We start from the raw sequence: 13,004 nt of genomic DNA on the forward strand, positions 1-13,004 counted from the left end.
GCAACGCAAGGCTGCGCTTCATGCTGACCGAGATGTTTTGCAATTGCTGGGCAACCTGATCCTCCAGCTGCCGCTTTTGGTAATAAAGCCGCACCATGCTGGTGCCGACGTACAGGCAAGCCAGGAAAGCCAGTAGCCACGAAATCGCCGCATAATCCTTCGGGCGCCGCTGACGGCGTGGGTGAGATGAACGGGTGTGTGATGGAACCATACGCTGGCTATAGAGAGAAAAAATGAAAAATAGAAGAATCGCCGCGGCTTCAACGAACTTTTGGCTAATACCGTTTAGTGTCTTGATCCCACGCCCGCTATCAAGAAAATTAGTTTACCGGCAGAGCTTTATGTTTCAACCATGTAAATTAACCACGCTCATTTAGCTTGAACACGCTGACCACAGCCGCCAAGTTGGCAGCCTGCTCTTGCAACGATGCTGCCGCTGCGGCTGCCTGCTCCACTAATGCCGCGTTCTGCTGGGTAGTGCTGTCGATTTCCGTTACGGCCAGATTGACCTGGGCAATACCGTCGCGCTGCTCGTGGCTGGCCGCCATGATTTCGCCCATGATGCTGGTCACTTGCTCGACGGAAGCAACAATCTTGCTCATCGTGGCGCCCGCCTCGTCCACCAGCGAGCTGCCGGCATCGACCTTGTTGACGGAGTCGCCAATCAACTCCTTGATTTCCTTGGCCGCCGCCGCGCTGCGCTGGGCCAAATTGCGCACTTCCGACGCCACCACGGCAAAGCCCCTCCCCTGCTCGCCGGCCCGCGCCGCTTCCACTGCCGCGTTCAGGGCCAGGATATTGGTCTGGAAGGCGATGCCGTCGATCACGCCGATGATGTCGACGATCTTGCGCGAGCTATCCTTGATCGAGGCCATCGTGTCGACCACGCGCCCCACCACTTCACCGCCCTGGGTGGCATAGCCGGAAGCCGACTGCACCAGTTCGTTGGCATGGCGGGCACTCTCGGCATTCTGCGACACGGTGGCCGTCAACTCCTCCATCGCCGACGCCGTCTGCTCCAGACTGGATGCCTGCCCTTCCGTGCGAGCTGACAGATCGAGGTTGCCGCTGGCGATTTCTTTCGATGCGTTGGCGATGGTCTCCGTGCTGTTGCGCACCTCGCGGATGGTCCGGTTGAGCGAGGACACAAAGCGGTTGAAGGCGTCGGCCAGCAAGCCGATCTCGTCGCCCGATTCCACCGTCATGCGGCGCGACAGGTCGCCATTCCCGTCGGCGATCTGGCCCAACATCTGCGCGGCGCGGGCCACGGGCGCGGCCATGGCGCGGCTCACCAGGTAGATAACGAACAGGCCAATACCGCCGCCGACCAGGCCGCCCACCAGGGCCGCCAGCAGCACGGAGCGGGTTACCTGGCCCAACACTTCCTGTTCGGGCACTTCCGCGATCACATACATATTCAGTTCCGGCACGAATGACGAGGCGACGATGCGCTTGCCATCGGGCGCCTTGTAGCTGACCGTGGTGAATTGCTGGCCACCAAGCAGCTTGCCACTCAAGTCCTCGCTAAAGCCGGGCAAATCCTTCATGAAGTGCTTGCTGTCGGCCAATTGCGGATCGCGGTGCACGGTCAACATCCCATTGGGCCGCACCAGGTAGACAAAGCCCGACTCGCCGATCTTGTAATTGCGGATCGTCTCGGCCAGCTTGTCCACCGACAGCCCCAGGCTGGCCACGCCGATCATGCCATCGCCCGCGTCGAAACGGGTGTTGATGAAGACATTGTAGGTGGTGGCGCCCGGCTCCTTGTCCAGGTTCAGCGAATACGGTTTGCCGCTGGCAAGGAAACCGTAGAACCACTGGTCGTCGGGCGAATTCTTGTCCATCGTGCGCTTCAGGCCCTGATCACCGTAGTACTTGCCGGTGGCGGCCGAGACCCACGACACGGTCGCCGCCTTGCTGACCTTCTTAGCGCTGTGCGCGTAGGCGATCCAGGCCGCGTCGCCGCTGTCAGGCAGCCCGGCCTTTTCCCAGTCCAGCAGGAAGGTGTTGGCGCTGATGGCCAGGGCGGACGCGACTGGTTCGCCTATCTGGCGCAGGATATCGTTGCGGATCTCGCCCACCACGGCCGGCAGCTCCTGCCCCACCACGCGTTGGCGGATGGTGTTGCCCGTCATGACCACGCTCAGCGTGGCCGACAGTGCCAGGAACAATAGCAGGCAAAGCGCCATGCTCGACATCAGCTTTTGCTGGATCGACAGGCGGCGTAAGAATTCAGACATGTGTTCTCCCAAGAATTGTTATATCAGTGTTTAGTTCCGTGCGATCGTGTCCCTCGTCGTAGCGGGCCTTAATTTCGCGCCAAACTCATACCGGGAGAGTTGCGAGCAGAACGGCCACCGCAAGATCGCACTGGAGACATCGAGAGCATGACTGTGCGCAGCCATCCGCCAGCCCGCAGCACTCCCAACATCCACCAGGAGATCAAGGAGTCCGGGCTGTCGGATCGGGAGGCAGCCAACGTGTTCAACATCACGCGCGCGGCGGCGGCTAAATGGATCAAGCGCGATGACATTCAAGGCCGCTTCCACCGTACCCACACCTTGCATACGACGTTGAGCGCTGCACAGGAAGCCATCGTCCTGTCGCTGCGCCAAACGCTCTATTTGCCGCTCGACGATCTGGTCTACATCACCAAGCAACACATTAACGCCGACGCCTCACGTTCAGACATTGCACGCCTGCTCAAGCGCGAAGGCATGGCGTGCCTGGAAGACGTCATCCCCAAGGCTGAGGGAGAAACGATTTCGGTCTGGCAGACCTTCAAGAACTATGAGCCGGGCTTCATTCACGCCGATATCAAGTACCTGCAGCAGATGCCAGACGAAACATCGCGCCGCTATTTGTTCGTGGCCATTGACCGCGCCAAGCGCGCGGTCTTCCTGCACATCTACCACGACATGAGCGACACCGGCAGCATCGATTTCCTGCGCCGACCGAAGGATGCCTCGCCAATTAAGATAGCCAGGATCTTGACTGACAATGGCGCGCAGTTCACAGAGATTCACGACCACGGACAAGAAGCCCAGCGGCCGCCACGTTTTCGATAAGGATGGCCAAGGCATGGGTATCGAGCACCGCTTGGCGCCGCCTCGTCATCGGCAAACCAACGGCATGGTCTGGCGCTTCAATGGCCGTATCAACGAGCTCTTACAGCAGATACGCTTTGAAAGCCAGGCCGATCTGGAGACGACGCTGCGCAACGACCTCAAACTCATATTCCCCAGCGCGCCAGCGGTTCCAAAACTCCGGGCCAAGCGCTCAATGAATGGCGACTATTACGCTGCAGGTGTTGGTGACCCGATTTCACCCCGTGCCAACCAGAACATCCTTGACGAAAACGCCGATCCATACAGATCGGCGTTTTCGTTTCTGGACGTCAAAGTCACCAACTCCGGTCAATTTCCGGTTCACTTCCCGCCCTGCCGCGCAGTCGCCCCAATCGTCCAAACGTCCAAACGTCCACACCCCGGTGGTGCGGTACCGCGGCATGCAAAGGCCTGGAAGACGCCTTCAATGGTCTGACTGCTTACTCCTGAAGACAGAAACTGCAATGCTGACAAAGGTCATGTCAACAAAACAGCGGCGTCGATAGAGACCGTTGCCATAACTTTACTTTGATTCAAATCAGCCGACTGCATCCTTCCCGAAAATGGAACGGGCGACAAGCAAGCGTTGAATCTCGTTTGCGCCTTCGTAGATCTCACCGATCTTCGAGTCGCGGTAGATGGCTTCGAGCGGAAAGCGCTGGCCTGTGGCAGCCAACTCTTTGACAAAGCCGTAGCCGCCGCAGACCTGAATGGCGTCACGGGCAACATCGCCCGCCAGCGAGCTCCCGATCAACTTGGCCATGGCGCATTGGGTAGCCACTGTTGGCCGCCGCTTGTCATGGGCAATTGCGGCTTTGATATAGAGGTTGCGGGCATTCTCCAGTTGGGTCGCATAATCGGCAAAGCGGAACTGCCAATACTGGTAGTTGGCCAACGGCTTGCCAAAGACGCTACGTTTTTGCATGTAATCAACGGCGAAATCAAATGCCGCCTGGGCCATGCCCACGCCGCAGGCACCGATGCCGACACGTCCAAGCGTCAACGACGTCAACGCCGCCTTTAAGCCCTTTCCTTCCTCGCCGACGAGATTCTCGCTCGGCACAAAGACATTGTCGAAGTAGACATCGGCAGTCAGCTGCGAATGGTTGCCCATTTTTTTATCGGGTGCGCCAACCTTCACCCCGTCGGCCTTCATGTCCACCATGAGCATGGTCATGGACTGGTCGAGCTTGCACAACACGAACATGTAGTGGGCCACCGGCGAATTGGTAATCCAGCGTTTTTGCCCACTGAGGCAATATCCGCCTTCCACGCGCTTGGCCTCGGTCTGAAGTGCAGTAACGCTCAGGTCGGTACTGGCTGCGGGTTCGCTTGTGGCAAAGGCGCCAACCATATCGCCCGCGCACAGGGCGGGGAAAAGTCTATGCTTGACGGCGGGGCCTGCATGCTGCAGTGTATGACCGAAGAGAATCAACTGAACATCTACCAGCGCAGCAGCGACACCCGAGCTGACATAGGCCGTTTCCTCCAACATGACCATGGTGGCAAGCGTCGGATACTCCAGGCCCGCGCCACTTTCTTCGCGGCTAAACGGGATCTTGAACAAACCGGCCTCGCCAAACTTCTTGACCAGAGGCCACGGAAAAGCATCGAGGCTTTCCGGTGTGTTGTTCAACTCGTGAGCAATGGGCGCCACTTCCTTCTGGACAAATTGGCGAACCTGCTGGCGAACCTCAATGGTTTCGGCGGGGAGCCACATATCGTCATACAGCCGATCCGAAAGACGCTGAATTTCTTGGGTCATGTCGATTTCCTCATTTGAATGCGGTTCATATGACGACAAGCTTAGCTATGCGGACGAAGCCCTCCCATGGTCCAAAATGACAAATATTATGCGAAAATAGACATAATGGCTTATCAACTTCAACTAGGAGTACAAGGTGCCCGCTACCGGTATTGTTTGCTTTGATGGCTGCTATGCCTCGGTCGTTGGCGGTTTTGCTGACCTGATGCAGGTTGCCAATGCCCATATGAGAAAAGCGGATGTGAGTCCTTCCCTTCTTTACACTTGGGATTTTCTGTCGATGCTGGGTGGGCCGATCCGGGCGAGCAATTCCCTCAGCTTATCCACGCTTCCGATTTCGCCGAATCAATGTTACGACATCATCTTCATTCCCAGCTTTCATTACACAGGCCAGGACGAATTGACAAAATTCCTTAGTGCGGCATTACCTGTGTCTGAATGGTTGTGCCGTCAATGGGAAAGTGGTGCGTTTCTGGCGGCAAACTGCACGGGCACTTTCTTGCTGGCGGATACCGGTTTGCTTGATGGCCGCCGAGCGACTACGACCTGGTGGCTGGAGCAACTTTTCAGGGAACGGTTCCCCAAGGTGAACCTGGAAATGCACCCCTTGGTCACCGAGGACGACCGTTTAATCTGTGCCGGCGCCCATGCCGCATTCCTCACCCAGACAGTCAGGGTGCTATCTCATTTCTCCGGATCTGCCATCGCCACGCAATGTGCTCGTAGCATGTTGATTGACGTGACGCAAAGTACCCAAACACCGCTGCTGCCATTGATGACAGAGCGCAAGCATAATGATGCGCTAATCCACCGTGCTCAAGAATGGCTGCACAAGCGCATGGGAACGGACGTCAGCATGACTGATTTGGCGAATGCTTTGGCTGTTACCCAGCGAACACTCACCCGTCGATTCCAAGCTGCACTGGATCAAACACCGCTGTCCTACCTGCAAAATCTGCGGATAGATAGTGCACGAGCACTGCTTGAGACCGGCAGACTGAGCATCGAGCAAATCTGCGCCTATGTGGGGTATTGCGACTCCAGCTCCTTCACCCGTCTGTTTCGGGAAAAAATAGGAATGACGCCAGGGCTCTACCGGGATCGGTTCAATATCGATAATCACACGAGTGATCATTGAGTCTGGCTTTCTAGGTCATCAGGAAAGTATGTTTCTGCGTGCGTGGATGTCGATAGCGTGTGCACAGAGGCGTCGCTCCACTCCTGCGATGGCGCAGCAAATAGCAAGCGCGGATGCTCGCCGCATGCCTGCGTATCATCGGCGGGACCGTCTCCGACATCGGACAGCCGACCGGAAAAGTGGTGATTGTCGATCCGTTGCATGTTTGGATAGGCGTGCTTGCGCACGCCTCCTCCCTAGCGTGTAAGCCACTACCCTGGGTGGGTCACCAAGCCGCTGCCCCGCAAACTCGCATAGCGTTTCAGCATTCGCAGGTCGCGATGGCCCGTGATCCGGGTGATCAAGACATCTGGCAAGGTGGTGCGTTCATCTAGCCGGCAAGTCGCTTCATGACGAAAATCGTGAAAATGATGTCGAATATCTCCGCTTCCCTGAACAGCTCGCGTGACGACATCGAGCACGGCGACGCTGCGCTCCCGGCTCCAATTCGAGAGCAATCGGCCAGCGCGTCGCCCTATATGTGCCGTTGTCCTCGATATGGGTGCGCAACACCAGATCCACCTGCGACATCGACAACGTGTAGCACTCGCGCATCCGCATCGCCGGCTCGGGCGCGAGCATGCAAAAGGAATGCTCCTGCGGATGGCTGGCCAGCACGGCGACAATCCGCTCCCCTCTCCGGGCGCCAGGCGCCGATCACGTTCCCCACTGACCTTGGGCAGCAGATCCCGCGCGGCCAGACGCTGCTCATCGTCCGGTGTATAGGCAGCGAAACCTCATTTGAGCAAACGCAACGGATTCCGGGCATGGACATTGGGGTGCTTGCGCATCGTCCAGTCAAAGCAACGGGCCAGCGCACCATGACGGCGCCGGATCGTTGATGGTGCCAGGTTGCTGAAAAATCATCCTACGGGGAAGACCTTCCTTTGCGCTACGCGCAGCGACTGGCAATTTCTCACAGCGACTCATCTAGTCGTTCAAATCAACTACAGCCGGGGCCGTGTCCGAATGCCGGCACCGACCTCGTCGCGTTAGTAGTGGCCGCCAGTCCGACATTGCGCTTTGCAATTCAGAACAGTGACGGGCGCACAACCCCGATTAACGTGGCCGACGGGTCGGCTTAGAGCAGGCCCTTGAAACAACAAGGCCGTTGATGATTCAACCCGAATCATCAACGGCCTCAAATTTTCATTTAAAATCAATTACTTATAGCGAGCTCATCACTCCCATTCAATGGTCGCAGGCGGCTTGCCCGAGATGTCATACACCACGCGGTTGATACCCCGCACTTCATTGATGATCCGGTTCGACACCTTACCCAGCAGCGCGTGCGGCAAGTGCGCCCAGTGCGCCGTCATGAAGTCCTGGGTCTGCACGGCGCGCAGCGCCACCACGTATTCGTAGGTGCGGCCATCGCCCATCACACCCACTGATTTCACGGGCAGGAACACGGCGAACGCCTGGCTGGTCGCTTCGTACCAGTTCTTCGGCAACTGCTCCTCGTCCACGGCCTGGCCGGCCACGTACTCGTATGGCGTGTTGCGCAGTTCTTCGATGAAGATGGCGTCGGCACGGCGCAGCAGGTCGGCGTATTCCTTCTTCACTTCGCCGAGAATCCGCACGCCCAGGCCAGGGCCGGGGAACGGATGACGGTACACCATGTCATGCGGCAGGCCCAGCGCCACGCCCAGCTTGCGCACTTCGTCCTTGAACAGTTCGCGCAGCGGTTCCAGCAGCTTCAGCTTCATGTGCTCCGGCAGGCCGCCCACGTTGTGGTGGCTCTTGATGGTCTGGCCCTTCTTGCCCTTGCCGGCCGATTCGATCACGTCCGGGTAGATGGTGCCCTGCGCCAGCCACTTGGCGCTGGTCAGCTTGCCCGACTCCTGGTCGAACACTTCGACGAACTCGCCGCCGATGATCTTGCGCTTCTGCTCGGGATCGGTCACGCCGGCCAGCTTGCCCATGAACTGGGCTTCCGCGTCGACGCGGATCACTTTCACGCCCAGGTTCTTGGCGAACATGTCCATCACCATCTTGCCCTCGTCCAGGCGCAGCAGGCCGTGGTCGACGAACACGCAGGTCAGCTGGTCGCCGATGGCGCGGTGGATCAGCGCGGCGGCCACGGACGAATCGACGCCGCCCGACAGGCCCAGGATCACTTCATCGCTGCCCACCTGGGCGCGGATTTTTTCCACGGCTTCGCTGATGTAATCGGGCATGTTCCAGTCCGACTTGCAGCCGCAGATCTCGTGCACGAAGCGGCCCAGCATGGCCTTGCCCTGCACCGTGTGCGTCACTTCCGGGTGCCACTGCACACCGTAGAAACGCTTTTCCTCGTTGGCCATGGCGGCGATCGGGCAGCTCGGCGTGTTGCCCATCAGGACGAAGCCCGGCGGCATTTCCAGCACCTTGTCGCCGTGGCTCATCCACACCTTCAGCATGCCGTGGCCTTCGTCCGTGACGAAGTCGTTGATGCCGTCGAGCAGTTTGGTGTGGCTGCGGGCACGCACTTCAGCGTAGCCGAATTCACGCACCAGGCCGTTCTCGACCTTGCCGCCCAGCTGGGCCGCCATGGTCTGCATGCCGTAGCAGATGCCCAGCACCGGCACGCCCAGTTCGAACACGGCTTGCGGCGCGCGCGGCGCGTCGCCTTCCAGCGTGGAGCTGTGGCTGCCCGACAGGATCACGCCGGCGGCGCCATAGTTGCGCACGAATTCGTCGCTGACGTCATACGGATACACTTCCGAGAACACGCCGGAATCGCGCACGCGGCGCGCGATCAGCTGGGTAACCTGGGAGCCGAAATCGAGGATGAGGATTTTTGAATGCATGGAAGATAGGGGCTTCTAAATGATGAAATCGGTGCAGCTGGGCGGCCTCCGCGCAGTGGCGGGCCGTGCAAGGAAAACGCCGGCGGCAACTTGCCGCCGGCGTCGCAAGGCTTAGTCGCCGGAACGGTAGTTCGGCGCTTCCTTGGTGATTTGCACGTCGTGCACGTGCGATTCGCGCATGCCGGCCGAGGTGATCTCGACGAATTCGGCCTTGTTGCGCAGTTCTTCGATGGTGGCGCAACCGCAGTAGCCCATCGACTGGCGCACGCCGCCCACCAGCTGGAAGATGATGGCCAGCACGGAACCCTTGTAGGCCACGCGGCCTTCAATACCTTCGGGCACGAACTTGTCCTGCTTCATGGCCGCGTCCTGGAAGTAGCGGTCGGCCGAACCGTCCGACATCGCGCCCAGCGAGCCCATGCCACGGTAAGACTTGTAGCTGCGGCCCTGGTACAGGATCACTTCGCCCGGCGCTTCTTCCGTGCCGGCGAACATGGAACCCATCATCACGGTCGATGCGCCGGCCGCCAGGGCCTTGGAGATGTCGCCCGAGAAGCGGATGCCGCCGTCGGCGATGCAGGGCACGCCCGTGCCTTCCAGCGCTTCGGCCACGTTCGAGATGGCGGTGATTTGCGGCACACCCACGCCAGCCACGATACGGGTGGTGCAGATCGAGCCAGGGCCGATGCCGACCTTGACGGCGTCCGCGCCGTACTCGACCAGCGCCTTGGCGGCGGCGGCCGTGGCGATGTTACCGCCGATCACGTCCACGTGCGGGAAGCGGGTCTTGATCCATTTCACGCGGTCCAGGATGCCTTGCGAGTGGCCGTGGGCCGTATCGACCACCAGCACGTCCACGCCGGCGGCAACCAGCAGTTCGATCCGTTCCTCATCCTTGGCGCCCACGCCGACGGCGGCGCCCACCAGCAGCTTGCCCTGGGAATCCTTCGATGCCAGCGGGTGCTCGGTCGATTTCTGGATATCCTTGACGGTGATCAGGCCCTTCAGTTCGAAGGCGTCGTTCACCACCAGCACGCGCTCCAGGCGGTGCTTGTTCATCAGGCGCTTGGCTTCGGCCGTGTCGGCGTCTTCCTTGACGTACACCAGCTTTTCGCGTGGCGTCATCTTGGCGCGCGCTTCGGCGTCCAGTTCCTGTTCAAAACGCAGGTCGCGGTTGGTGATGATGCCCACCACTTCCTTGCCGGACACGACAGGGAAACCGGAAATGCCATACTGCTCGGTCAACTTGATGACGTCGCGGATCTTCATCTCAGGCGGGATGGTGATCGGGTCGCGCAGCACGCCAGCTTCGAAACGCTTGACGCGCGCCACTTCGCGGGCCTGGTCCTTGGGCTTCAGGTTCTTGTGGATGATGCCGATGCCACCCTCTTGCGCCATGGCGATGGCCAGACGGGCTTCGGTCACGGTATCCATCGCGGCCGACAGCAGCGGGATGTTCAGGCTGATATTGCGGGTCAGGCGGGTTTTGAGGGACGTATCGGCAGGCAGGACGTTCGAGTACGCTGGGACGAGCAGCACGTCATCGAATGTGAGTGCTTTTTGGAGTAGACGCATAGCATTTCCTATTGGCGCAAAAGCAGATTATACAGAATTTTCCCTGCGCCGTCCTTGCGGCGCGGAAAAAAATCTGTCACGCCTTATGCGCTTCGATTGACAGTTGCCGTAAATCATGGCGAAATCTGCCCAGCGGCGCCTTTGCCGTGCTCCCGGAAGCTGCACCATGAAACACACTCCTACGACGCTGCGCGTGGCGCTGGCCGCCGCCCTGCTGGCCATCTCGACCCAGGCGCTGGCGCAATACCTGTGGATAGACGAAAAAGGCATCAAGCAATTGTCCGACCGCCCGCCGCCGCCGAACATCCCCGAGAAGAACATCCTGAAGGCGCCCGGCAAGCCGCTGTTCAACCCGAATGCGCCGGCGCCGGATGAGCAGGCGGCCGATGCGGCCGAACCCAAGGCCAAGGCGCCCCCCACCCTGGGCGAGCGCAACGCCGACTTCAACAAGCGCAGGACGGAAGCGGCGCAGGCAGCCCGGAAAAGCGCCGAGGAGACGCGGCGCAAGGCGGCCGAGCAGGCCAATTGCGAAGCGGCCCGCAACAACCAGCGCGCGCTCGACGAAGGCGTGCGCATGACCACCTACGACAAGGATGGCCAACGGGTCGTCATGGGCGACGCGGAACGGGCCGAAGCGGCCCGCAAGAACCAGCAGGTGCTGGCCAACTGCCACTGACCACTGCGCGGCGGGCGCGCCACTTCCCGTCCCCACCCCGCCTGCCGTAAGATAGCGCGATCAACATTGACTGACAGGCACGGATGAGCAAGACAGTGACACCGAGAAGCCGCGCCAGCGGCCGCGTCACGCTGGCGGCGGTGGCGGAACGGGCCGGCGTGGCCGCCATGACGGCTTCGCGCGCCATCACCCAGCCGGACATGGTATCGCCGGCGCTGCGCGAGCGCGTGCAGCAAGCCGTGGAGGAACTGGGTTACGTGCCCAACCGCGCCGCGCGCGCGCTGGCCTCCTCCCACTCCAAGGTGATCGTGGTGCTGGTGCCGTCGCTGTCGAACGCCGTGTTCACGGCCGTGCTGGCCGGCATCCAGGACGCGCTGGACGCCGACGACTACCAGATCCTCATCGGTAACACCCGCTACTCCGACGCCGAGGAGGAAAAGCTGCTCGGCATCTACCTGCAATCGAACCCGGACGGCATCCTGCTGTCGGGCCTCACCCACAGCCCGCGCGTGGAACGCATGCTGGCCGCCTCGCGCGTGCCCATCGTCTCGATGATGGATTTGTCGGACGACCCGGCCCAGCTCACGGTGGGCTTTTCCCAGTTCCAGGCCGGCCAGGCGATGACGCGCTACCTGATCGACAAGGGCCACAAGCGCATCGGCTTCATCGGCGCCCAGCTCGACGAACGCACGCTGAAGCGGGCCGAGGGCTACCGCCAGGCCATGCGCGACGCTGGCCTGGCCGATCCGAAGCTGGAACTGATGGTGCCCGATCCCTCCACCATCGCGCTGGGCGCCGAGCTGCTGGGCCGCATGCTGGCCCAGGCACCCGACTGCGACGCCATCTTCTGCTGCAACGACGACCTGGCGCACGGCGCCATCTACCAATGCCAGCGGCGCGGCATCGCCGTGCCGCGCCAGCTGGCCATCTGCGGCTTCAACGACCTGCCCGCGTCGGCCTGGATGAATCCTTCCGTCACCACGGTGGGCACGCCGCGCTACCGCATCGGCCACGAAGCGGCCACCCTGCTGCGCAGCGTGATCCGGGGCGAGACGCCAGCCACGCCCCACCTCGACCTGGGCTTCACGCTGATGGCCCGCGAAAGCGCCTGATCCAGGGCGACAACGACACAAGGCCGGTGGGCGCCATCGCCCCCATCGTTGTCGCCACGCCACAGTCGGCCGCCTTCCCCACTCCTCCCTGAAACAGCGCCAGCCCACTCTGGGGCGCGGGGCAGCGGCCGGGTTGCCATCCACCGCGCCTGCTGCGCCGCAACATCGATTCCGCTTTACAAATCAGCGCGATGGTCTAGACTTCGACTTCAATGTTAGCGCTAACATTTCATCGAAACACAACCACAAGACCATGCAAGCACATCACCCTATGAGTCATACCAACCAACCCGCATGCTGGGTCGTCATGGGCGTCAGCGGTTGCGGCAAGAGCGAGATCGGGCAACGGCTGGCGACGGCGCTGGGCCTGCCCTTCCTCGAAGGCGACAGCTTCCACTCCGCCGCCAACGTCGCCAAGATGGCCGCCGGCATTGCGCTGACGGATGACGACCGCGCCGGCTGGCTGCACACGCTGCAGGAGCACATTCGCCAGGCGACGGCACACGGCCACGGCCTGGTGCTGTCGTGCTCCGCGCTCAAGCGGCGCTACCGCGACCTGCTGCGCGCCGGCAATCCCGCGCTGCGCTTCGCCCACCTGTCCGGGCCGCGCAGCGTGATCGCCGAACGCATGGCGGCGCGTGTGAACCACTACATGCCGCCATCGCTGCTCGACAGCCAGTTGCGCGACCTGGAACCGCTGCAGGCCGACGAAGCGGGCGTGCTGCTGGACTTGAACCTGCCGCCGCAACAACTGGTCGAGGCCATCCTGGACAACCAGGGCGCGCGCGCCTAAGGCCGCG

9 protein-coding genes and 1 pseudogene are annotated in these 13,004 nt (G+C 61.0%); 5 read left to right on the top strand and 5 right to left on the bottom strand.

Going from position 1 to position 13,004, the window contains the following annotated elements; genetic code table 11:
- A partial coding sequence (locus H3H36_RS26720; RefSeq protein WP_220459794.1) for a hypothetical protein occupies positions 1 to 211 on the bottom strand: 211 nt, incomplete at its 3' end.
- A 148-nt stretch (positions 212 to 359) separates the two neighbouring features.
- Positions 360 to 2,240 (bottom strand): methyl-accepting chemotaxis protein, encoded by a 1,881-nt coding sequence (locus tag H3H36_RS18900; protein WP_182219655.1) that lies wholly within the window; start codon positions 2,238 to 2,240, stop codon positions 360 to 362.
- A 147-nt stretch (positions 2,241 to 2,387) separates the two neighbouring features.
- Here H3H36_RS18900 and H3H36_RS18905 point away from each other — a divergent pair.
- Positions 2,388 to 3,317 (top strand): annotated as a pseudogene (locus H3H36_RS18905) (transposase family protein).
- Between the two features lie 328 nt (positions 3,318 to 3,645).
- Here H3H36_RS18905 and H3H36_RS18910 read toward each other — a convergent pair.
- Positions 3,646 to 4,872: an acyl-CoA dehydrogenase family protein gene (locus tag H3H36_RS18910; RefSeq protein WP_182219656.1), complete on the bottom strand. Its 1,227-nt coding sequence runs from the start codon at positions 4,870 to 4,872 to the stop codon at positions 3,646 to 3,648.
- Positions 4,873 to 5,008: 136 nt separating this feature from the next.
- Here H3H36_RS18910 and H3H36_RS27575 point away from each other — a divergent pair, with 136 nt between their 5' ends.
- A complete protein-coding gene (locus H3H36_RS27575; RefSeq protein WP_182219657.1) occupies positions 5,009 to 6,010 on the top strand; it encodes a GlxA family transcriptional regulator in 1,002 nt (333 codons plus the stop codon).
- 1,220 nt (positions 6,011 to 7,230) lie between these two features.
- Here H3H36_RS27575 and guaA read toward each other — a convergent pair.
- On the bottom strand, positions 7,231 to 8,841 hold the full coding sequence (gene guaA / locus H3H36_RS18920; protein ID WP_182219658.1) for a glutamine-hydrolyzing GMP synthase: 1,611 nt from the start codon (positions 8,839 to 8,841) through the stop codon (positions 7,231 to 7,233).
- A 111-nt stretch (positions 8,842 to 8,952) separates the two neighbouring features.
- The gene (gene guaB / locus H3H36_RS18925) at positions 8,953 to 10,416 is read right to left on the bottom strand and encodes an IMP dehydrogenase (RefSeq protein WP_182219659.1); all 1,464 of its coding nucleotides are present in this window, start codon (positions 10,414 to 10,416) and stop codon (positions 8,953 to 8,955) included.
- A 166-nt stretch (positions 10,417 to 10,582) separates the two neighbouring features.
- Between guaB and H3H36_RS18930 the strand changes: the two genes are divergently transcribed.
- The 3 genes from H3H36_RS18930 to H3H36_RS18940 all read left to right on the top strand — a co-directional run bounded on the left by H3H36_RS18930 (position 10,583) and on the right by H3H36_RS18940 (position 12,997).
- Positions 10,583 to 11,092: a DUF4124 domain-containing protein gene (locus H3H36_RS18930; protein ID WP_182219660.1), complete on the top strand. Its 510-nt coding sequence runs from the start codon at positions 10,583 to 10,585 to the stop codon at positions 11,090 to 11,092.
- A gap of 83 nt (positions 11,093 to 11,175) precedes the next feature.
- Positions 11,176 to 12,204, top strand: coding sequence for an HTH-type transcriptional regulator GntR (gntR, locus tag H3H36_RS18935; protein ID WP_182219661.1), 1,029 nt, complete (start codon positions 11,176 to 11,178; stop codon positions 12,202 to 12,204).
- Between the two features lie 271 nt (positions 12,205 to 12,475).
- Positions 12,476 to 12,997, top strand: a complete 522-nt coding sequence (locus H3H36_RS18940; RefSeq protein ID WP_229219987.1) for a gluconokinase — start codon at positions 12,476 to 12,478, stop codon at positions 12,995 to 12,997.
- Positions 12,998 to 13,004 lie beyond the last annotated feature (7 nt).

The sequence above is a fragment of the Rugamonas fusca genome, assembly GCF_014042365.1.
Classification (GTDB): domain Bacteria; phylum Pseudomonadota; class Gammaproteobacteria; order Burkholderiales; family Burkholderiaceae_D; genus Rugamonas; species Rugamonas fusca.